This is a genomic window from Bacillus sp. LLTC93 (assembly GCF_002993125.1).
GTDB lineage: Bacteria > Bacillota > Bacilli > Bacillales > Bacillaceae > Bacillus > Bacillus zhangzhouensis.
Window position 1 is genome coordinate 41,927 of record NZ_PVME01000011.1, and the last position, 20,781, is coordinate 62,707.

At 41.9% G+C, this 20,781-nt stretch carries 30 protein-coding genes and 1 rRNA gene; 28 read left to right on the forward strand and 3 right to left on the reverse strand.

The window, feature by feature from the left end:
• Nucleotide 1: 1 nt before the first annotated feature.
• The 23 genes from rplR (at nucleotide 2) to C6W18_RS19100 (ending at nucleotide 15,081) form a co-directional block, all read left to right on the forward strand.
• On the forward strand, nucleotides 2–364 hold the full coding sequence (gene rplR, locus C6W18_RS18990; RefSeq protein WP_034323204.1) for a 50S ribosomal protein L18: 363 nt from the start codon (nucleotides 2–4) through the stop codon (nucleotides 362–364).
• Nucleotides 365–388: 24 nt separating this feature from the next.
• Nucleotides 389–889: a 30S ribosomal protein S5 gene (gene rpsE / locus C6W18_RS18995; RefSeq protein WP_007496332.1), complete on the forward strand. Its 501-nt coding sequence runs from the start codon at nucleotides 389–391 to the stop codon at nucleotides 887–889.
• A gap of 13 nt (nucleotides 890–902) precedes the next feature.
• Nucleotides 903–1,085, forward strand: a complete 183-nt coding sequence (gene rpmD, locus C6W18_RS19000; protein ID WP_003217067.1) for a 50S ribosomal protein L30 — start codon at nucleotides 903–905, stop codon at nucleotides 1,083–1,085.
• Between the two features lie 31 nt (nucleotides 1,086–1,116).
• Entirely contained in the window at nucleotides 1,117–1,557 is a 441-nt protein-coding gene (gene rplO, locus C6W18_RS19005; protein ID WP_034323201.1) for a 50S ribosomal protein L15, read from the forward strand.
• Nucleotide 1,558: 1 nt separating this feature from the next.
• Nucleotides 1,559–2,851 carry a preprotein translocase subunit SecY gene (gene secY, locus C6W18_RS19010; protein ID WP_034323198.1) on the forward strand — a complete coding sequence of 431 codons (1,293 nt, stop codon included), beginning with the start codon at nucleotides 1,559–1,561 and terminating at the stop codon, nucleotides 2,849–2,851.
• Between the two features lie 55 nt (nucleotides 2,852–2,906).
• Complete coding sequence (locus C6W18_RS19015; RefSeq protein WP_034323195.1) at nucleotides 2,907–3,560, forward strand: adenylate kinase; 654 nt, start codon at nucleotides 2,907–2,909, stop codon at nucleotides 3,558–3,560.
• The gene (map, locus tag C6W18_RS19020) at nucleotides 3,557–4,303 is read left to right on the forward strand and encodes a type I methionyl aminopeptidase (RefSeq protein ID WP_007496338.1); all 747 of its coding nucleotides are present in this window, start codon (nucleotides 3,557–3,559) and stop codon (nucleotides 4,301–4,303) included. The genes C6W18_RS19015 and map overlap by 4 nt, the downstream gene beginning before the upstream one ends.
• 312 nt (nucleotides 4,304–4,615) lie before the next feature.
• Nucleotides 4,616–4,834, forward strand: a complete 219-nt coding sequence (gene infA / locus C6W18_RS19025; RefSeq protein WP_003217190.1) for a translation initiation factor IF-1 — start codon at nucleotides 4,616–4,618, stop codon at nucleotides 4,832–4,834.
• A 31-nt stretch (nucleotides 4,835–4,865) separates the two neighbouring features.
• A complete protein-coding gene (gene rpmJ, locus C6W18_RS19030) occupies nucleotides 4,866–4,979 on the forward strand; it encodes a 50S ribosomal protein L36 (protein ID WP_003156543.1) in 114 nt (37 codons plus the stop codon).
• A gap of 21 nt (nucleotides 4,980–5,000) precedes the next feature.
• On the forward strand, nucleotides 5,001–5,366 hold the full coding sequence (rpsM, locus tag C6W18_RS19035; protein ID WP_003217023.1) for a 30S ribosomal protein S13: 366 nt from the start codon (nucleotides 5,001–5,003) through the stop codon (nucleotides 5,364–5,366).
• Between the two features lie 20 nt (nucleotides 5,367–5,386).
• Nucleotides 5,387–5,782 carry a 30S ribosomal protein S11 gene (rpsK, locus tag C6W18_RS19040; protein ID WP_008356548.1) on the forward strand — a complete coding sequence of 132 codons (396 nt, stop codon included), beginning with the start codon at nucleotides 5,387–5,389 and terminating at the stop codon, nucleotides 5,780–5,782.
• Nucleotides 5,783–5,957: 175 nt separating this feature from the next.
• A complete protein-coding gene (locus tag C6W18_RS19045) occupies nucleotides 5,958–6,902 on the forward strand; it encodes a DNA-directed RNA polymerase subunit alpha (RefSeq protein ID WP_105928557.1) in 945 nt (314 codons plus the stop codon).
• Between the two features lie 75 nt (nucleotides 6,903–6,977).
• Nucleotides 6,978–7,340 carry a 50S ribosomal protein L17 gene (gene rplQ, locus C6W18_RS19050; RefSeq protein ID WP_003216944.1) on the forward strand — a complete coding sequence of 121 codons (363 nt, stop codon included), beginning with the start codon at nucleotides 6,978–6,980 and terminating at the stop codon, nucleotides 7,338–7,340.
• A 124-nt stretch (nucleotides 7,341–7,464) separates the two neighbouring features.
• Nucleotides 7,465–8,307 (forward strand): energy-coupling factor ABC transporter ATP-binding protein, encoded by an 843-nt coding sequence (locus C6W18_RS19055; protein WP_034323190.1) that lies wholly within the window; start codon nucleotides 7,465–7,467, stop codon nucleotides 8,305–8,307.
• Nucleotides 8,283–9,152, forward strand: coding sequence for an energy-coupling factor ABC transporter ATP-binding protein (locus C6W18_RS19060; RefSeq protein WP_034323187.1), 870 nt, complete (start codon nucleotides 8,283–8,285; stop codon nucleotides 9,150–9,152). Before C6W18_RS19055 ends, C6W18_RS19060 begins: the two co-directional genes overlap by 25 nt.
• On the forward strand, nucleotides 9,149–9,946 hold the full coding sequence (locus tag C6W18_RS19065) for an energy-coupling factor transporter transmembrane component T family protein (protein ID WP_034323185.1): 798 nt from the start codon (nucleotides 9,149–9,151) through the stop codon (nucleotides 9,944–9,946). Before C6W18_RS19060 ends, C6W18_RS19065 begins: the two co-directional genes overlap by 4 nt.
• 11 nt (nucleotides 9,947–9,957) lie before the next feature.
• The gene (truA, locus tag C6W18_RS19070; protein ID WP_105928558.1) at nucleotides 9,958–10,701 is read left to right on the forward strand and encodes a tRNA pseudouridine(38-40) synthase TruA; all 744 of its coding nucleotides are present in this window, start codon (nucleotides 9,958–9,960) and stop codon (nucleotides 10,699–10,701) included.
• Nucleotides 10,702–10,867: 166 nt separating this feature from the next.
• Nucleotides 10,868–11,305, forward strand: coding sequence for a 50S ribosomal protein L13 (rplM, locus tag C6W18_RS19075; RefSeq protein ID WP_003217042.1), 438 nt, complete (start codon nucleotides 10,868–10,870; stop codon nucleotides 11,303–11,305).
• Between the two features lie 20 nt (nucleotides 11,306–11,325).
• On the forward strand, nucleotides 11,326–11,718 hold the full coding sequence (rpsI, locus tag C6W18_RS19080) for a 30S ribosomal protein S9 (protein WP_034283876.1): 393 nt from the start codon (nucleotides 11,326–11,328) through the stop codon (nucleotides 11,716–11,718).
• 302 nt (nucleotides 11,719–12,020) lie between these two features.
• On the forward strand, nucleotides 12,021–12,545 hold the full coding sequence (locus tag C6W18_RS19085) for a GNAT family N-acetyltransferase (protein WP_105928559.1): 525 nt from the start codon (nucleotides 12,021–12,023) through the stop codon (nucleotides 12,543–12,545).
• Between the two features lie 96 nt (nucleotides 12,546–12,641).
• Nucleotides 12,642–13,388: an amidohydrolase family protein gene (locus tag C6W18_RS19090; protein ID WP_105928560.1), complete on the forward strand. Its 747-nt coding sequence runs from the start codon at nucleotides 12,642–12,644 to the stop codon at nucleotides 13,386–13,388.
• A 31-nt stretch (nucleotides 13,389–13,419) separates the two neighbouring features.
• The gene (locus tag C6W18_RS19095) at nucleotides 13,420–13,890 is read left to right on the forward strand and encodes a GNAT family N-acetyltransferase (RefSeq protein WP_142392827.1); all 471 of its coding nucleotides are present in this window, start codon (nucleotides 13,420–13,422) and stop codon (nucleotides 13,888–13,890) included.
• A 111-nt stretch (nucleotides 13,891–14,001) separates the two neighbouring features.
• Entirely contained in the window at nucleotides 14,002–15,081 is a 1,080-nt protein-coding gene (locus C6W18_RS19100; RefSeq protein WP_223251748.1) for a serine hydrolase, read from the forward strand.
• Nucleotides 15,082–15,267: 186 nt separating this feature from the next.
• Here the strand turns inward: C6W18_RS19100 and C6W18_RS19105 are convergent, their stop codons facing one another.
• On the reverse strand, nucleotides 15,268–15,690 hold the full coding sequence (locus C6W18_RS19105) for a DUF4825 domain-containing protein (protein ID WP_223251749.1): 423 nt from the start codon (nucleotides 15,688–15,690) through the stop codon (nucleotides 15,268–15,270).
• A gap of 154 nt (nucleotides 15,691–15,844) precedes the next feature.
• On the opposite strand from C6W18_RS19105, the gene C6W18_RS19110 reads away from it, so the two are divergent.
• From C6W18_RS19110 to C6W18_RS19120, 3 genes are all read left to right on the forward strand, one after another.
• Nucleotides 15,845–16,288, forward strand: a complete 444-nt coding sequence (locus C6W18_RS19110) for a YbaK family protein (RefSeq protein WP_105928561.1) — start codon at nucleotides 15,845–15,847, stop codon at nucleotides 16,286–16,288.
• 58 nt (nucleotides 16,289–16,346) lie between these two features.
• Nucleotides 16,347–17,060, forward strand: a complete 714-nt coding sequence (gene cwlD / locus C6W18_RS19115) for an N-acetylmuramoyl-L-alanine amidase CwlD (protein WP_034283867.1) — start codon at nucleotides 16,347–16,349, stop codon at nucleotides 17,058–17,060.
• Nucleotides 17,061–17,163: 103 nt separating this feature from the next.
• Entirely contained in the window at nucleotides 17,164–18,222 is a 1,059-nt protein-coding gene (locus tag C6W18_RS19120) for an Mrp/NBP35 family ATP-binding protein (RefSeq protein ID WP_105928562.1), read from the forward strand.
• 39 nt (nucleotides 18,223–18,261) lie between these two features.
• On the opposite strand, the gene gerD is transcribed toward C6W18_RS19120, so the two are convergent.
• On the reverse strand, nucleotides 18,262–18,846 hold the full coding sequence (gene gerD, locus C6W18_RS19125; protein WP_034323165.1) for a spore germination lipoprotein GerD: 585 nt from the start codon (nucleotides 18,844–18,846) through the stop codon (nucleotides 18,262–18,264).
• A gap of 90 nt (nucleotides 18,847–18,936) precedes the next feature.
• On the opposite strand from gerD, the gene C6W18_RS19130 reads away from it, so the two are divergent.
• Nucleotides 18,937–19,539 (forward strand): KinB-signaling pathway activation protein, encoded by a 603-nt coding sequence (locus C6W18_RS19130; protein ID WP_105928563.1) that lies wholly within the window; start codon nucleotides 18,937–18,939, stop codon nucleotides 19,537–19,539.
• Here the strand turns inward: C6W18_RS19130 and pdaB are convergent.
• Nucleotides 19,532–20,296: a polysaccharide deacetylase family sporulation protein PdaB gene (gene pdaB / locus C6W18_RS19135; RefSeq protein WP_105928564.1), complete on the reverse strand. Its 765-nt coding sequence runs from the start codon at nucleotides 20,294–20,296 to the stop codon at nucleotides 19,532–19,534. The two genes, C6W18_RS19130 and pdaB, sit on opposite strands and share 8 nt — an antisense overlap.
• Before the next feature lie 376 nt (nucleotides 20,297–20,672).
• Between pdaB and C6W18_RS19140 the strand changes: the two genes are divergently transcribed.
• Nucleotides 20,673–20,781, forward strand: a 16S ribosomal RNA gene (locus tag C6W18_RS19140); the annotation flags it as partial.

Below are 20,781 nucleotides of genomic sequence, written 5' to 3' on the forward strand. Positions count from 1 at the left end.
GATGATTACGAAAACTAGCAAAAACGCTACTCGTCTTAAAAGACACGCTCGTGTTCGTGCGAAACTTTCAGGTACTGCTGAAAGACCTCGCCTTAACGTTTTCCGTTCTAACAAGAATATCTACGCTCAAGTAATTGATGATGTTAACGGTGTAACACTTGTAAGTGCTTCTACTCTTGATAAAGAGTTAAAGATCGAGAATAGTTCTGACACTGCAGCTGCTACTAAAGTTGGCGAAGTTGTTGCAAAACGCGCTGTTGAAAAAGGAATCTCTAACGTGGTATTTGACCGCGGAGGATACCTATATCATGGACGTGTAAAAGCTCTAGCTGAAGCTGCTCGTGAGGCTGGACTTAAATTTTAATAAAAGAAGGAGGGACACATCCGAATGAGTCGTATTGACCCAAGCAAATTAGAGTTAGAAGAACGCTTAGTTACGGTTAACCGCGTAGCGAAAGTTGTTAAAGGTGGACGTCGTTTCCGTTTTGCAGCTTTAGTTGTTGTCGGTGACAAAAACGGTCATGTTGGTTTCGGTACTGGTAAAGCACAAGAAGTACCAGAAGCAATCCGCAAAGCTGTTGAAGATGCGAAAAAGAATTTAATTGAAGTACCAATGGTTGGAACTACAATTCCACATGAAATCATCGGTCGATTCGGTGCAGGAAACGTTCTATTGAAGCCTGCTTCAGAAGGTACAGGAGTTATCGCTGGAGGCCCAGTGCGTGCGGTACTTGAGCTTGCTGGTCTAGCTGATATCCTTTCTAAATCTCTAGGTTCTAATACACCGATCAACATGATCCGCGCAACACTTCAAGGTTTAAGTGAACTTAAACGTGCTGAAGATGTAGCGAAGCTTCGTGGAAAATCTGTAGAAGACCTGTTAGGATAAGGAGGGAACAATAATGGCAAATAAATTAGAAATTACCCTCAAACGCAGTGTAATCGGTCGCCCTGAAGATCAGCGTGTCACTGTTCGTACTCTTGGTTTAAAGAAAACAAACCAAACAGTCGTACATGAAGACAATGCAGCGATCCGCGGCATGATTAACAAGGTGTCTCATTTAGTTTCTGTTAAAGAACAATAAAACAATTTTTAATCGATAAGGAGGTGCCCAAATGAAACTTCATGAATTGAAGCCTTCAGAAGGTTCACGTAAAGTACGCAACCGTGTTGGTCGTGGTATTGGATCAGGTAACGGTAAAACTTCTGGTAAAGGTCATAAAGGTCAAAACGCTCGTTCTGGCGGCGGTGTACGCCCTGGATTCGAAGGTGGACAAATGCCTTTATTCCAACGCCTTCCAAAACGTGGTTTTACAAACATCAACCGTAAAGATTACGCGGTAATCAACTTAGACAGATTAAACAGTTTTGACGAAGGAACGGAAGTCACTCCTGAACTTCTTCTAGAGACTGGTGCATTAAGCAAGTTAAAAGCAGGAGTAAAAATTCTTGGCAACGGTAAATTAGAAAAAAAATTAACTGTAAAAGCCAATAAATTCTCTGCTTCTGCGAAAGAAGCGATTGAAGCTGCTGGCGGTACAGCCGAGGTGATCTAACTTGTTTAAGACAATCTCCAATTTTATGCGCGTGAAAGATATACGGAATAAGATTATATTCACACTTTTAATGTTAGTCGTCTTTCGTATAGGTGCTTTCATCCCTGTGCCTAATGTGAACGCTGAAGTTCTCCAGGCACAGGATCAAATGAGTGTTTTCGGGATCCTCAATACATTTGGGGGCGGGGCACTTTTCCAATTCTCCATTCTTGCAATGGGGATTATGCCGTATATCACTGCTTCGATTATCATCCAGCTCTTGCAGATGGATGTTGTGCCGAAGTTTACTGAGTGGTCAAAGCAAGGAGAGGTTGGCCGCCGAAAATTAGCACAATTCACAAGGTATTTTACAATTGTTCTAGGATTTATCCAGGCGTTAGGAATGTCATATGGATTCAACAATATGGCAGGAGGCATGCTGATTGAAAACCCTGGGGTGTCAACGTATCTCTTAATTGCGGTCGTACTCACTGCGGGAACAGCATTTTTAATGTGGCTGGGTGAGCAAATTACTGCTCACGGTGTTGGTAACGGTATATCGATTATTATCTTTTCCGGTATCATCGCAGGTATCCCTCAAACATTAAAACAAGTGTACGCTCAGCAGTTTGTAGGTGGAGATGGACAGCTGTTCATGCAAATCCTTAAAATTGCCCTTATTGTTATTGCCATCCTTATCATTGTTATAGGTGTTATTTACATTCAAATGGCAGTGAGAAAGATTGCAATTCAATATTCAAAAGGAACTGGCCGTGCACAAATGTCTGCTAGTCAAGCAACGCATCTTCCATTGAAAGTGAATCCAGCAGGGGTGATTCCAGTCATCTTTGCCGTTTCGTTCATTATTACTCCGCAGACGGTCGCATCCTTCTTCGGAACGAATAATGTCACAACTTGGATAACCAACAACTTTGACTATACTAAGCCAATCGGTATGACGATTTATGTAGCACTGATTGTTGCTTTCACATATTTTTATGCCTTTGTCCAAGTAAATCCTGAACAAATGGCTGAAAATCTGCAAAAGCAGGGTGGCTATATCCCGGGAGTTCGTCCAGGGAAAATGACTCAAGATAGAATTACGAGTATTTTGTACCGACTCACTTTTGTGGGCGCCATTTTCTTAGCCGTGATTTCAATACTTCCTATCTTTTTCATTCAATTCGCTGGATTACCTTCCGCTGCACAAATTGGCGGCACAAGTCTTCTCATTGTTGTAGGTGTTGCACTTGAAACAATGAAACAACTTGAAAGCCAATTAGTGAAACGAAACTACCGTGGATTTATGAAATAAAACAGAGGGCTGGGCTCCTGCCCAACCTCTCTAAGTAAGGAAGGGGAAATCCGAAATGAACTTAGTCTTAATGGGGCTTCCGGGTGCTGGTAAAGGCACTCAGGCAGAACGAATTGTTGATGATTATGGGATCCCTCATATCTCAACAGGAGATATGTTCCGCGCTGCTATGAAAGAGGAGACACAACTTGGGCTCGAAGCAAAATCCTTTATCGATAAAGGAGAGCTTGTTCCTGATGAGGTCACAATCGGTATTGTTAGAGAAAGACTTGGCAAGAATGATTGTGAACAAGGTTTTCTTCTGGACGGATTTCCGCGAACAGTCGCTCAGGCTGAAGCTTTAGAAGAAATTCTAAAGGACCTTGGCAGAACGATTGATTATGTCATTAATATTAAAGTCGATAAAGATGCTTTGATGGAGCGTCTGACTGGCCGAAGAATATGCAAAAATTGCGGAGCGACATATCATTTAGTATTCAATCCACCTGCGAAAGAAAATGTTTGTGACAAATGTGGAGGCGAGCTTTATCAACGTGCAGATGATAATGCAGAAACCGTTTCGACTAGACTTGAAGTAAACTTAAAGCAGACTGAACCTTTACTGAACTTCTATTCAGAAAAAGGATATCTTGTAAACATTGATGGTGCAAAGCACATTAACGATGTATACGCAGATATCAAGGGCCTGCTTGGGGGATTAAATAAATGATTATCTGTAAAACTCCTCGCGAGCTTGAGATTATGAGAGAAGCTGGACGCATTGTCGCACTGACTCATGAAGAGCTGAAGAAACACATAAAACCAGGTATTTCGACAAAAGAATTGGATCAAATTGCCGAACGTTTTATTACAAAGCAGGGTGCAATCCCATCTTTTAAAGGGTATAATGGTTTTCGCGGGAGCATTTGCGTTTCGGTGAATGAAGAACTCGTTCACGGTATTCCTGGTAAACGGGTTTTACGTGATGGAGACATCATTAGTATCGATATCGGCGCAAAGTTAAATGGCTATCATGGTGACTCTGCTTGGACTTATCCAGTTGGGGTAATCAGTGATGAAGACCGCAAACTACTGGAAGTCACAGAGGAATCTCTATATAAAGGCTTACAGGAAGCAAAGCCAGGCGAACGTCTGTCGAACATTTCCCATGCCATACAAACGTATGTTGAAGGTGAGAATTTCTCAGTTGTTAGAGAATATGTTGGACATGGGGTCGGACAGGATCTTCATGAGGACCCTCAAATTCCTCATTATGGTCCGCCAAACAAAGGCCCACGGCTAAAACCTGGAATGGTGTTGGCCATCGAACCGATGGTGAACGCAGGCAGCCGATATGTGAAAACATTGGCTGATAACTGGACGGTTGTAACGGTTGATGGGAAAAAGTGTGCTCACTTTGAGCATACGATTGCGATTACAGATACAGGTTTTGATATACTGACTAAGATTTAGGTCTTCACCGAAGCCTTTCAGGCCCAAATCGGGCAGGTTGTCTGTATAGTCCAAGGAAAGAACAAGATCAGTATACAGTTGTCATCGACATGTTCGATGGCTGCCATGTACTAATCGCAGACGGAGAAAAAGCGTAAATTTCATTCTCCTAAGAAAAAATATCAATCATTTAACCTTTTATGATTGCGTATCTCCGGAAGTTCAGAACAGTATATTCAAAACAGGTCGGGTGATAGATGGACAATTGAGATGATCTCATTTGAACATTTGTCAGAGAGCAAATTACTGATTTGAAGAAGGGAGAACACTTGAATGGCGAAAGACGATGTAATTGAAGTGGAAGGTACTGTAGCAGAAACTTTGCCAAATGCAATGTTCAAAGTTGAACTAGAGAATGGTCATACAGTTTTGGCTCATGTATCAGGAAAAATCCGTATGCACTTCATTCGCATTTTACCTGGAGACAAAGTTACGGTAGAATTATCTCCATATGACTTAACTCGTGGTAGAATTACGTACCGTTACAAATAAAGCAACTCCGGAAGAAGGAGGTTGGAAACACATGAAAGTGAGACCATCTGTTAAACCTATCTGTGAAAAATGTAAAGTGATTCGCAGAAAAGGAAAAGTAATGGTGATCTGTGAAAACCCAAAACATAAACAAAAACAAGGCTAATAACAAGGAGGTGCCCAAATCATGGCTCGTATTGCTGGTGTAGATATTCCACGTGATAAGCGTGTTGTCATTTCTTTAACATATGTTTTTGGAATTGGTCGTACGACGGCTCAACAAGTCCTTAAAGAAGCAGGTGTTTCTGAAGACACTCGCGTTCGCGATCTAACTGAAGACGAACTTGGTAAAATCCGTGATATCATTGACAAACTTAAAGTAGAAGGTGACCTTCGTCGTGAAGTTTCACTTAACATTAAGCGTCTTATTGAAATCGGAAGCTACCGCGGAATCCGTCATCGCAGAGGACTTCCTGTTCGTGGACAAAACACAAAAAACAACGCGCGCACTCGTAAAGGTCCGCGTCGTACTGTAGCTAACAAGAAAAAATAAGTAAAGGAGGTAGTTAAAGAATGGCTGCTGCTCGTAAATCAAATACGCGTAAACGTCGCGTGAAAAAGAATATTGAAGCTGGAATCGCTCATATCCGTTCCACTTTCAACAACACGATTGTAACGATTACTGATGTTCATGGTAACGCAATTTCTTGGTCAAGTGCTGGCGCATTAGGATTCAGAGGTTCTCGTAAATCTACTCCTTTCGCTGCACAAATGGCTGCTGAAACTGCTGCTAAAGGTTCTATCGAACATGGTCTTAAAACACTTGAAGTAACTGTTAAAGGTCCTGGTTCTGGTCGTGAAGCTGCAATTCGTGCGCTTCAAGCTGCAGGTCTTGAAGTTACTGCAATCAGAGACGTAACTCCAGTTCCTCATAACGGATGCCGTCCACCAAAACGTCGCCGCGTGTAATTTGTTTGTATAGATTTTGTGTCCCTGTCAATAATGGGTTATGATACAGTGATTTATGAGACGAATACACGACTCGTTGCCTGAGCACATACGGGACTAAACAATGAGGAATTTCGGATGGAATCTCATATGATTCTATTCGAGGTTTCGACGTTTTGAAGGAGGGTTTTATTAGATGATCGAAATTGAAAAACCAAAAATCGAAACGGTTGAAATCAGCGACGATGCCAAGTATGGCAAGTTTGTCGTAGAGCCACTTGAGCGTGGATATGGTACCACTTTAGGGAACTCCCTTCGTCGTATCCTTTTATCCTCACTTCCTGGTGCAGCTGTAACATCGATCCAGATAGATGGTGTCTTACACGAATTCTCAACGATCGAAGGCGTGGTTGAAGATGTTACAACGATTATCTTAAACATTAAAAAGCTTGCACTCAAAATCTACTCTGAAGAAGAGAAGACGCTTGAAATTGATGTACAAGATGAAGGTACTGTAACAGCTGCTGATATTACACACGACAGCGATATTGAAATCTTAAATCCAGATCTTCAAATCGCAACTCTTGGTAAGAATGCGAGCTTCCGTGTTCGCTTAACTGCACAAAGAGGTCGCGGGTATAGTCCTGCTGATACAAACAAAAGAGACGATCAGCCTATCGGTGTGATTCCGATCGACTCAATCTATACACCTGTATCTCGTGTGACTTATCAAGTGGAGAACACCCGTGTTGGGCAAATCACAAACTATGATAAACTAACACTAGATGTATGGACTGATGGAAGCACAGGACCGAAAGAAGCGATCGCTCTAGGTTCTAAGATTTTAACTGAACACCTTAATATTTTCGTTGGGTTAACTGACGAAGCTCAGCATGCAGAAATCATGGTTGAAAAAGAAGAAGACCAAAAAGAAAAAGTGCTTGAAATGACAATTGAAGAGCTTGATCTTTCTGTTCGTTCTTACAACTGTTTGAAGCGTGCGGGTATTAACACTGTTCAAGAGCTTGCTAACAAGACAGAAGAGGATATGATGAAAGTTCGTAACCTTGGACGTAAATCTCTTGAAGAAGTGAAAGCGAAACTAGAAGAACTTGGACTGGGTCTTCGTAAAGACGATTGACTAGTTTCATTGTGAACTAGGATTTTCGTGTGTTTTTTATTCATACAGCATCTCTAATTAAGGAGGGGACATCACATGGCATACAGAAAGCTAGGACGCACTAGTGCACAACGTAAAGCAATGCTTCGTGACCTAACGACTGATTTGATCATCAACGAACGCATCGAAACAACTGAAACACGTGCGAAAGAACTTCGCTCTGTAGTTGAAAAAATGATCACTCTTGGCAAACGCGGAGATCTTCATGCTCGCCGTCAAGCTGCAGCTTACATTCGAAACGAAGTAGCTAACGCTGAAACAAACCAAGATGCACTTCAAAAATTATTCGCTGACGTTGCAACTCGCTACGAAGATCGCCAAGGTGGATACACTCGTATCATGAAGCTTGGACCTCGTCGCGGCGATGGCGCACCAATGGCTGTCATTGAATTAGTTTAATCACATATCGTGTATCTAAGAAAGGGCGGGACAGTTCATAACTGGATCTATGCCCTTTTTTAGATACTACGGCTTTTTAGGAATAAGCAAAGAAGAGGTTGAGCTGAGAGGAGGTCCGGTAGAGATGGGGAAGACATTAATTGACGTAAAGGACATTGTATTTCGTTATCACAAAGATGCGGACAAGCCCGCTTTAGATCAAGTGTCATTGCATGTGAATCAAAACGAATGGCTCGCCATTGTTGGTCATAACGGTTCAGGTAAATCCACACTTGCCCGTGTGCTGAATGGGCTCATTTTACCGGATGCTGGAACGGTCAAAGTTGGTGAGATTGAGCTGAAAGAAGAAAGTGTTTGGGATATTCGCAAAAAGGTCGGAATGGTCTTTCAAAACCCAGATAACCAATTCGTTGGCTCGACGGTTCGTGATGATGTGGCTTTTGGTTTAGAAAATAACGGGGTTGAGCGGGAATTGATGATTGAACGTGTAGATTGGGCTGTTAAACAGGTCAATATGCAGGAGTTTCTTGATCAAGAGCCGCACCATCTATCAGGCGGGCAAAAGCAGAGAGTAGCCATTGCAGGTGTGCTTGCCGCAAGCCCTGACATCATGATCTTGGATGAAGCAACATCAATGCTTGATCCGATTGGCCGGGAAGAAGTCTTAGAGACTGTCAGACTGCTGAAGGAACAAGGAACGGTTACGGTCATTTCCATCACACATGATTTAGACGAGGCTGCAAAGGCAGATCGCGTCATTGTGCTGAATGGTGGAAAGAAATTTGCCGAGGGAACACCAGAAGAAGTATTTGAACTAGATGAACAGCTGGTTCAGATTGGACTTGATCTGCCATTTTCCTACCGGTTGAGCAAGCAATTGAAGCAGCAAGGTGTGCCACTTGCAAATGCCCATTTGACACAAGAAGGATTGGTGAAAGAGCTATGGACATTACGATCAAAGAATTAGAGCATCGTTATCAAATGAAAACGCCGTTTGAGCGTCTCGCTTTGTATGATGTCAATGCTTCCATCAAAGAGGGCAGCTATGTCGCTGTCATTGGTCATACGGGCTCTGGCAAGTCCACATTACTGCAGCACTTAAATGGATTGCTCAAACCAACAAAAGGGAGCATTACGCTTGGAGATGCAGTCTTACAAGCCAACAAAAAGCAGAAGGATTTGAAATCCCTCCGGAAAAAAGTAGGTATCGTGTTCCAGTTTCCTGAGCATCAGCTCTTTGAGGAGACCATCCTTAAGGATATCTGCTTTGGTCCGATGAATTTCGGCGTTCCTCAGGAGAAGGCAGAAACGAAGGCGAAAGAGATGCTGAAGCTGGTCGGCCTTTCTGAATCCTTGTTATCTCGATCACCCTTTGAATTAAGCGGTGGTCAAATGAGACGTGTGGCGATTGCAGGTGTTCTAGCGATGGAGCCAGAAGTGCTTGTACTTGATGAGCCGACTGCAGGGTTAGATCCACGCGGACGGAAAGAAATCATGGACATGTTTTATGAACTCCATCAAAAAGCTAATCTCACCACGATCCTGGTTACACACAGTATGGAGGATGCAGCCCATTATGCGGATCAAATGATTGTAATGCATAAAGGGACAGTGAAGGCGACAGGTACGCCGAGAGAATTGTTTGCCAATCGTACAGACATGTCTTCTTTTGGTCTCGACCTCCCAGAAACGATTAAATTCCAGCAGGCTGTAGAAGAAAAGCTGGGCATCTCGTTTCCAAGGCCGCTTCTAACCATGGATGAAATGGCAGAAGCCTTAACAGCTCTTTATCAGGAGGACACGACATCATGATGGATAGTATGATTATCGGCAAATATGTGCCAGGTTCATCCTTTGTCCATCGTCTTGATCCAAGGACAAAGCTGTTATCAATTTTCTTTTTCGTTTTTATTGTCTTTTTTGCTAATAACTACATCACTTATGGGCTTTTAGGTGTATTTACGATCCTTGTGGTGATGGTTTCACAGGTGCCTCTTTACTTTATTCTCAAGGGAATGAAGCCGATCCTATGGATTGTCCTGTTTACCTTTATTCTTCATATTTTCATGACAAAGGATGGCGCCTTGCTATTTCACTTTGGTTTTCTGAATATTTATGAAGAGGGGTTAAAGCAGGGGATCTTCATTTCACTGCGTTTTGTGTATCTTATTATGATGACGACACTTCTTACGTTAACCACAACGCCAATAGAAGTGACGGACGGTATGGAGAAGCTGCTGCATCCGTTCCGTAAAATCAAACTACCTGTTCATGAGCTTGCCCTCATGATGTCAATCTCTCTTCGATTTATTCCGACTTTACTAGAAGAGACAGACAAAATCATGAAAGCACAAATGGCAAGAGGTGTTGATTTTACAAGCGGGCCTCTAAAGGATCGTTTAAAAGCGATCGTTCCTTTGCTTGTGCCGCTTTTCGTCAGTGCGTTTAAGCGTGCGGAGGAACTGGCGACCGCCATGGAAGCGAGAGGCTACCGCGGGGGAGAAGGGCGGACAAAATACCGACAGCTTGTCTGGGGCATGAAAGACACGTTTACGCTGCTTATATTCATCTTGTTAACGGCACTTCTTGTACTTTTGAGAAATTAGGTGATTCCTAGATGAAGGTGAAATGTACCGTATCATACGATGGGACACAATTTAAGGGCTACCAGGTGCAGCCTGGGCAGCGAACCGTTCAGACGGAGATTGAGTCAGCTCTTGCAAGAATGCATAAACAGGATGAACTGATTCCGATTGTGGCTTCTGGCCGTACAGACAGCGGTGTCCATGCAAAGGGACAGGTCATCCATTTTGACACCCCGCTTGCGATCCCGGTGGAGAGATGGCCTTTTGCCCTCAACAGCTTGCTGCCGGATGACATCCGTGTTCTAAAGGCTGAGGAAGTGGATGAGTCGTTTCATGCACGGTTTCATGTCGTTTCGAAGGAGTACCGTTATAAGGTCTCAACGGAAACACATCAAAATGTGTTCACGAGACAATATGCCTGCCACTATCCTTACCGGCTGGATGTCGAAAAAATGAAAGAAGCTGCTGGGCACCTTATTGGCACACATGACTTCACGAGCTTTTGTGCGGCCAATACGGAGGTTCAGGACAAGGTGAGGGATATTTACACCCTTGAGTGGGAAAACGTCTCAGACGGGCTTGAAATGCGTGTGAGAGGAAATGGCTTTTTATACAACATGGTGCGAATTATCGCTGGAACGTTACTTGAAATCGGATCTGGTAAATTTCACCCTGAGGAGATAAAAGCCATGCTTGCCGCCCGAAATCGCGAAGCGGCAGGCAAGACTGCGCCTAGTCACGGACTGTATTTATGGGAAGTTTTCTATGACAACTAAACCAGGTGTAACATGTTCTTGACACAGGAAGCAGAAAGTTATAAGATATCATATGGTATGTATTTCAACCCCACAAATAAGCCCCGGAAGACTTATCTTGTGTTTTGAAATAGAACGTAGCATTTGATTCAAGGAAAAATCATTGATTTATTTAGGAGGGAAACTCATGCGTACAACACCAATGGCGAACGCAAGCACAATTGAGCGCAAATGGCTAGTTGTTGATGCGGCAGGCAAGACTCTAGGTCGTCTTTCTACTGAAGTAGCATCACTTTTGCGCGGTAAGCACAAACCAACTTATACACCACACGTTGATACAGGTGATCACGTGATCATCATCAACGCTGAGAAAATTGAATTAACAGGTAAGAAATTGACGGACAAAATTTACTACCGTCACACGATGCACCCAGGTGGTTTGAAACAAAGAACTGCTCTTGAGATGCGTACAAACTACCCTGAAAAAATGTTGGAGCTTGCTATCAAAGGTATGCTTCCAAAGGGTCCACTAGGTCGTCAAATGTTCAAAAAATTAAATGTGTACCGTGGTTCTGAGCATCCACATCAAGCACAACAACCTGAAGTTTACGAACTTCGCGGTTAATTATAAGGGAGGTTAACAATTTGGCACAGGTTCAATATTACGGTACAGGTCGTCGTAAAAGTTCTGTAGCGCGCGTTCGCTTAGTTCCAGGTGAAGGCCGTATCGTCGTTAATAATCGTGAAATTACTGAATACATTCCATTCGCTGCTTTAATCGAAGACGTGAAACAGCCTTTGAACATCACAGAAACAGCTAACAGCTACGATGTTCTTGTAAATGTTCACGGTGGTGGATTCTCTGGTCAAGCTGGAGCAATTCGTCACGGTATCTCTCGTGCTCTTCTAGAAGTAGATCCTGAGTACCGTACACCACTTAAACGCGCTGGACTTCTTACTCGTGACCCTCGTATGAAAGAGCGTAAAAAATACGGTCTTAAAGGCGCACGTAGAGCTCCTCAGTTCTCAAAACGTTAATCAATTTTATATTGTATGGACGTTTTACAAAGGTTTGTTACAGACAAACCATATAAAAAAAGCATCAGCATTCTGCTGGTGCTTTTTTATTTGTGATTTTTTATGTGATTGATATTTATTTGTCTCATCCGCTTAGATACATATACAATATTTATAATATTAGACTATGGAAAGTTTACTATTCAAAACTTTAAACTGTAATCGTTTTCTACTTTTGGTGATAAGCATTCTGAAAAATTTTCAGCCCCATCAATTATTTTTTTAATTTACAATCATAAAACGATGTTTATGGAGGATGTCATATGAATCTAACAACAGAAAGGTGTCTCATACGACCATTTACTGAGGATGATTGGCAGGATGTCTATGTTTATACATCTAATGCTGCGGTGATGAAGTATATTCCAGAAGGCGTATTTTCTAAAGAAGACTCAAAGAAATTTGTAAAACATCACAGTGGGGAAAGTGCTAAACATTTTGCTGTAGTATTAAAAGAAGGTGATATATTAGTTGGACATATGGCGTTTCACCAATATTTTGGTGATCACACATATGAAATTGGGTGGGTTTTCAATCCTAAATACCAAAACAAGGGCTATGCATCTGAAGCGGCTTATTCTTTATTAAATCATGGATTTAAAACAATGAATTTACATAGGATCATCGCCACTTGTCAGCCTGAAAATATCCCTTCTTGGAGAGTGATGGAAAAATTGGGGATGAGAAGAGAGGGTTATTTTAAAAAGTGTATACCACAAGGAAATGAGTGGTGGGATGAGTTTTACTATGCCATCCTACAAGAGGAATGGCTCGTAAAGAAGGGTTGATAAGTTTTCTTGATATGAAGTGATTCATCATCCTAAATATTCTCTGGCTTTTTTAATTGATATAATCAGGTCAATAAGCGGAAGAGGGGCATGAGCATGAGGATCTTCGATGCACATTTTCATATCATTGATTTTGATTTTCCCATCCAAGAAAACCAAGGGTACACACCGCCGAGTTATGTGGTGAATGATTATAGGAAAGAGACGGCTGATTTGGGGATTTTAGGTGGAGCAATCGTCTCAGGGTCATTTCAAGGCTTTGACCAAGGCTATTTGTTGAAGGCACTAGATGAAATGGGGCCGTCTTTTTGTGGCGTGACTCAATTGCCTTTTACGGCAACCGATGAGGAAATTGTCCATTTGAATCAACATGGGGTAAAGGCTTTACGTTTTAATGTGAAGCGGGGAGGTTCGGAGGATATTTCGAAGCTCGATTATTTTGCGAGAAGGGTGTATGAGATTGCGGGATGGCATAGTGAGATTTACATAGACGCTAAGCATCTCCCTGACATGTCATTTACGCTTGAAAAACTGCCGGCCGTTTCAATTGATCATTTAGGTTTATCGGAAGAAGGATTGCCGCATTTGCTGCATTTGGTGGACAAAGGGGTTCGCGTGAAAGCAACGGGCTTTGGGCGTGTGGATCTAAACGTTGAACATGCATTAACGTCTATCTATCAAACGAATCCTGATGCACTGATGTTTGGTACAGACCTTCCATCCACAAGGGCGAAGCGGTCATTTGAATACGGTGATGTTGAGTTGATTCGACAGCTTTTTGATGAAAAAGCAGCTGATCAAATCTTATATAAGAACGCACATCAATGGTATTTTGGTCAATGAGTTCCACTTCATTTCATAGGAGGTGTGTTCATTGGATTTAAGTCAACTGACTTGTAGAGAAGCCACGTGGGAAGATCTTGACAAGATCGTCTTCATGCTCGCGGATGATATGTTAGGTCAAAAAAGAGAGCGTTACACGCAACCATTGTTAGAAAGCTATATTGAAGCCTTTCATTCAATCGATACTGATCCAAATATTGAACTCATTGTTGCGTGTGATCAGAAAGAAGCAGTCGGTGTTCTTCAATTAACCATGACGCCATTTCTTACACATCAAGGAGGTTGGAGGGCATCCATTGAAGGAGTTCGTACGGCTTCTTCTCATAGAGGAAAAGGAATCGGCACGCTGCTCATAAAATGGGCTATTCAACGCGCAAGTGACCGCAACTGTCATATGATTCAGCTGACAACAGACAAACAAAGACCAGATGCACGCCGTTTTTATGAAAAATTAGGGTTTGAAGCCACACATGAAGGAATGAAGCTGCATCTCTCCCCATGAATAAGAACACCAAGAAGCGAAGGGTTCACTTGCCTTTGCTTTTTTGTGACTTTATTTGAAATATTTGTTATATTAAATATATAAATCCTTAGTTATTTGGAAAGGAGAAACATGTTACTCAAAATCGGGCTAGTTGTCTTAGGTGTGGTCATACTTTACTTGGTGGTTGATGTCCTGTTGTATAAAAGAGATATGAAGAAAACGAAGGAAGATCTTTTGACATTTGTCACAAAAAACAAAAAGGACGTATCAGTGACAATCATCGAAAATGATGATGTGGTATTAGATTGGAATGGTAATCAAAAAACACCACTTGCAAGTACGGTGAAATTAATGGTTTTGTTTCATTTTGTTAAAACCGTCTCTAGCGGTGACATCAAGCTAAATGAAAAAGTGGCATTGTCTGATATAGAGCGGTTTTATATTGATAGAACCGATGGCGGTGCTCACACATACTGGCTGGAGGTCAACGATTTTTCTGAGCATGCAACTTTATTAGATGTTGCCAAAGGGATGATGCAAGTCAGTTCGAATGCTTGTACTGATTATTTGATTGATCGGTTCGGCTTAGATAAGATCAATGATCAGATGAAACAAGCAGGTCTTACAGAACATGATGAACTCATGCCGCTGACACCCAAGCTGTTGTGGTCATCCTATGTATCTAATCATCGGCGGGATGCATTAAAGAAAATGAGCGGTGTAACTGATGAGCAATACAAATCTCTGATGATTGAGATTTTTAATATCATGAAAAATAACCCAGAGCAAAAAAAGGCGTTAGAAGAAAAATTGATGAAAAAGAACTTGTTAAGCTTGCGTATTCAATCATTACTGACGCAAAAGATGACAAAGTCTACAACGAATCAATATGCACATCTTATGAAACGTCTGCAGGATGAGCTGTTAACAACAGAAGAAAAAAGTCTTTTTAGCCAAATCGTACTGGGAGAAACATTCAAAAAGGAAACAGATCAATATCTTTGGTATAAAGGCGGAGCAACATTGTTTGTTTTCACAGCTGCTTTATATCGAAGAACAGATACATCCTCTATATCCATCTCTCTTTTTATCAATGATCCGAAAGCGAACAATTCTCACTGGATTGAGGGAGTATTCAATGAATTTATGCTTACTGCAGCAGTGGATCAAAACTTCCGACAACGATTGGTGCAGGCTTTGACTACATAATTATTAAAAAAACAGAGGGTAACACTTCTCTGTTTTTATTATTTCTTCATGGGAAACACTTTGTATACATCTTGGCGTTTCTCTTTTGACTTCACAACTCCATCAACCAGTTCCTTTTGCCAAAGCGCTACATCGTCTTGATACTCTTTAAATGAGTGAGGCAGCTTTTTTTCTAGCTCTTGTCTTTTAAACGTGACGGATTGTCTTGTCGTTAGAGTTCATCTTGAGTGTCACTTGCTCAGCATTATCGATAAGAATAAAAAGTGCCAATGCATTATATAAGTAGTTTTTTTCAATGGTATCCTTCTTATCAAACCAAAATGTATCAAATTGTTCTTCTGTATCATTGGCATTTTCCTTCACGCCATATGTCACTTTTAGCGCTTTTTCATCTACGATTTCATACTCACGAATCACGTTACCTGTAAGATCTGATAAAATAGCGCCGATTGCTCCGTTGTCTCCAATATAAGAATTTTTGTGCTTGGAAAGTTGCCTTAAGGACATGTCTTCTATTCCTTTAATGTCGCTCTCTTTTTCAGTAGCTTGACTGTTGCATGCAGATAGGACGACTGTAAGTAGCAGCAGGATATACATCCATTTCTTCATTTATTATGCCCCTTTACCATTCTTTCTATATTCAAATGTCCATTTTATCACAATTTTCCATTCCAATAGACCACTGACTTTTCCATTTCCATTTACTGAACTGCATGTTTTGTTCAAAGCAACGAACAATACAAAGAAAAAAGGAGTTCAGTCCATGGCAGAAGTGCTTTCATTTTATCAATTGAAAACAAAACGAGATGTCACGCTTGAAAAGAAGCTCTTGCGTACATTGTCTCTTCAAAAAGTGACGGTCGCTTCGGAGAAATTCACGAAGAAGCTCTTTCCGTTTGCAGATGATCCAGCCGGTATGATGAGTGATGGCTGTATCGATTTCGCAATTGAAGCTTTTTTAGCCGGCGGGAGATACGGTGAGTCGAGTAAGTACGGTGAATCGTTCGATGATATCAAAAAGCGGTCATCCCAAGAGGAAGATGAGCTGATTGAAGAGCTGGCAGGGTGTTTGCAATCGTGGGGGAATATGTTCCGGATGGAGCGTAAGACGTCATGTCTGTATCCATTTGCAAAGGATTTTTTAAACATGTGGTGGCAGGAAGGCTTTCGTGAATCAGAAAAAAGACACAAGCTTCGGCTGCACTAAGCATATTTCGAGCCCTTGTCCCATATCTATAAAATAATGGCGTATGGGAGGGACAGGGATGAAAAGAAAGCTGAAGTGGACAGGGTTTTTAATTGGGTTTATTGTCCTCTTATTCTTATTCAGATTTCAATTTCTAAATGATGATTCATGGAAATCATGGAATTTGCCTCTAAGTGGGAAGATCATCTATTTAGATCCAGGTCACGGCGGTCCAGATGGAGGGGCTGTAGGTGGAGAGTTGCTTGAAAAAGAGATTGCACTGGATGTGTCCATGAAGATACGAGACTATTTGCAGGAGCAGGGAGCGCTTGTTCTCATGACCCGAGAGGATGATTCTGATCTATCATCAAAGAATACAAGGGGATATGCCCGTAAGAAAGCGGAGGACTTGAGAAACCGCGTGAAAGTCATCAATGAGTCTGAAGCGGATCTCTATTTAAGCATCCATTTAAATGCGATTCCATCGAACAAATGGAGCGGGGCGCAAACGTTTTTTTACGGAAAGTATGAAGAGAATGAAAAGGCAGCGAAGTTCATTCAGGATGAATTACGCAGGAACTTGGAAAACACAGATCGGAAGGCGAAGCGGATCAATGGCATTTATTTAATGCAAAATGTGACGAAGCCAGGAGCCCTTGTGGAAATCGGATTTCTCTCCAACCCGAAAGAGGCCGGTCAGCTGGCAACACCGAAGTATCAGGATCAAATTGCTGCCTCCATTTATAAAGGCATTCTGAGATACTTAACAGAGCAAAAAGAGCCGCCTGAATAAGCGGCTTTTTCCTTTTGATCGCAGGCAAACAGGACAGACATTGTAAGGATATGTATGATATACTTGGATTGTAAACGAATTCAATAAAGGGTGAGGTTCTGCTATGATCGGACAAGATGATGTGAGAAAACTAGTTGGGAAGATGGACGAACCTTTCCTTCATATACCGCTTGGAGAGCTGGATGCCATTAAGGAAATCAGCCTAAAACCTGAAAAAGAGCATGTGAGCTTAAAGGTGGCCATTGCCAAAACAGGCACTGCTGAGCAGATGAAGCTACAGCAAGACATCGTACAAGCCTTAAAAGCAGAAGGCGCTAACACAGTAGGGCTTCGTTTTGAAGAACTGCCTCAGGAAACGCTAGAAAAGTTTATGCCATCACAAGATGAGGAAGAAAACCTGCTCAACTCTAAAAATCCGCCTGAGTTCTTAGCGATTGCGAGTGGAAAGGGTGGCGTTGGGAAATCAACGGTTTCCGTTAACCTTGCTGTGGCACTGGCTCGTCTAGGGAAAAAAGTCGGACTGATTGATGCTGATATTTACGGCTTTAGTGTACCGGATATGATGGGGATCACCGTCAGACCAACGGTTAAAGGGGAAAAAATTATACCTGTGGAACGCTTTGGCGTCAAAGTGATTTCAATGGGCTTTTTTGTTGAAGAAAATGCACCGGTCATTTGGAGAGGGCCGATGCTTGGTAAAATGTTAAATAACTTCTTCCACGAAGTCGAGTGGGGAGAATTAGATTACTTACTATTAGACCTCCCACCTGGAACGGGAGATGTGGCGCTTGATATTCATACAATGCTTCCTAGCTGTAAAGAAATCATTGTCACAACACCGCATCCAACGGCTGCCTTCGTTGCTGCTAGAGCAGGTGCAATGGCACTGCAAACAGATCACGAGGTGCTTGGGGTCGTTGAGAATATGAGCTATTACGAAAGCAAAAAAACAGGTGAAAAAGAATACGTCTTTGGAAAAGGCGGCGGTGACAAGTTGGCTGAAGAGCTGCGTGTATCGGTCCTTGGCCAAATTCCTTTAAGACAGCCTGATTGGAATGAGGATGATTTTGCGCCGTCTGTCTATGAAGCGAGTCATCCGACAGGAGAAGTGTACCAACACATCGCCAATAAAGTGATTGAACAATTAGCAGTAAAAGCATAATGAAAACCCGAGTGGACCCTTATGCCACTCGGGTGATGTTTAACTGCTGCTTCCTTGGTCTTGTGAACCGGAATCACTGCTGCTCTCAGTTGCTGCCTTTTTCAGCTCATCTTCGAATTTCTTCTTATAAAGAGGGCTGCTTAATGTTTCTGTAATGACTTTTTCTAAGTGCTTTCTAAACTCTTTGCTTTTAACCAGTTCACCGTATTTCTTTTCCATCTCAGGATCCTTGAGAATATCCATCATCAGCTGTTGATAGTCAGGGTCCTTCATTAACTGTTTTAACATCTTTTCATGCTGTTGCTGCATGGATTTTGCGAAAGTCTCGGCAAATTTAGAATCCTCAAAGACCTTCTTCCAGAACTCTTTGCCTTTATCAGAAGTTAGTGTTTTCTCTATCGTTTTTTTCACAGTTTGTTCATCCATTACCAAAGCTTCATTCATTGCCTCGTCATTTAATAACTGTTGAATGGCCTTTTTACCGTCATCTGTCTTCAAAATATCGACGACCATTTTCTTTGTTTCGTCATAGTCCATATTAGATGAGGATTGGGTTTTGGGAGCACAAGCTGTTAGAGATAAAAGAAGAAAACAGCTCATTATACGCAAGATGCCTTTTGACATACTGTGGCTCCTTTCGTTACATGTCTTACTTTTAATATGAATGTTTCACGTGAATTTATACATAACAAAAATAGGGGTTGGGTCAATTCAATGAAAAGTCGGGATTTAGTTCGTTTTTTCTTCTCTGTGCTAGCTGTTGGAGCGGTCATGACAAGCGTGGTAGGCTTTGCGCTGGAGTGGGGGAAATATCAGAAGCTTTTTATATCGTTTGAAATTCTAGAGATCGCATCTGTGTTATTTTGGTTCATTGGTGTGGGGATGATCTTTAGTGTGATTAGCCAGATGGGATTTGTCGTATTCTTAACTGTGCACCGGTTTGCACTTGAAATTTTCCGGTCACATTCTTTATGGAATACGATTCAGCTGTTTCTTGTGATTTTTGTACTGTTCGACTTAGCTTATTTGCGATTTTTGTTTTTCGGGGAGAATGAATCATTTCTTCCATACTTATGGCTGCCTGTCTTTATCGGTGTGTTTGCATTGATCGTGGCTTATTTTAAACAGAAGCAGTCCTCTAAGAAAACATTTATCTCCGCAATGTTTCTCATGGTCGTCATCACGTCGTTAGAGTGGTTCCCGGCGCTCAGAGTCAATGAAGAGGACTGGCTGTATTTAATGCTTTTCCCGCTATTAGGCTGTAATGCGTTTCAGCTGTTAGCTATGCCGCACTTTTCAAAGGCGAAAGCTACTTAACTTCGGTTGATTTTGTTTTTGTATTAGAAATAAGCTCCCCAACCGTGACATTTTTTAAGTTCTTTTCTTTTAAGTGTTTCAAAATAGCTGGTAAGGCTTGAGCGGTTTGGGTCGCTGAATCCGAGGCGTGAAGGAGAATGATGTCTCCGTTTTTCATTCGATCATTTACATTTTGAACAATCTGGTCGACGCCCGGGTTCAGCCAATCCTGTGAGTTGATGCTGTAATGTACAACGGTATAGCCGTACTGTGTTGCAATTTTCAGTACTGTTTCGTTAAATTGTCCAGTTGGCGGTCTTAATAGTTGAATATCATCTAGTCCCAGCTTTTGAAAGGTATTTTGTGCCCTGACAAGATCTCGCTTGATTTCGCTTTCTTCAAGCTGGCTATAATTTTTATAAGCATAGCCAAGGCTGCCGATTTGATGCCCGTCCTCTCTAATACGCTTCACAATATCAGGATGACGCTCAGCCCAGGAAGCGGACAGAAAGAAAGTGGCGTTCTTTATACCGTACTCTCGAAGGACATTCAAAATAGGAACGGCCTTCTCATCTCCCCAGCCAATATTAAAAGTAAGAGAGGTATGTTTTGATGAAGTCTCTCCTTTATAAATCGCCCGGGGGCCATGTTCTGTTTTAAATACCGACAGCGGCGGTGCCTTTTGTACATAAAAAAAGGTTGCAGCTGCAAGGGCTGCTACAAGAATAATGACAACTTGCTTCAGCCGTTTAATAGGCAACACATATAATCGACTCAATTCAAACACTCCTGCCTTGTCCAAGATTGTTACTTGATTGTATGCAGGACAAGGATTTGACATGCACAATAAAACTATTTCAAAAAAAGTTTTGAAAAGGCGTTGACCAATAGAATGTTTTCGTGATATATTATTAATCGTCGCTGACACACAGTGACAAACACAAAACGCTTCGGGAAATAAACTTGAAAAAAGTTGTTGACATAAGATGAAGCGAAATGTTATATTATTAAAGCCGCTAAGAACGGCGAAGATGATCTTTGAAAACTAAACAAGACAAAACGTACCTGTTAATTCGAGTTTTTATAAAAAAATCCTATGAAACATCATAGGTAGTCAGTCAAACTGGCGAAAAACAAAACTTCGGTTTTGTTCTTTTTCGGAGAGTTTGATCCTGGCTCAGGACGAACGCTGGCGGCGTGCCTAATACATGCAAGTCGAGCGGACAGAAGGGAGCTTGCTCCCGGATGTTAGCGGCGGACGGG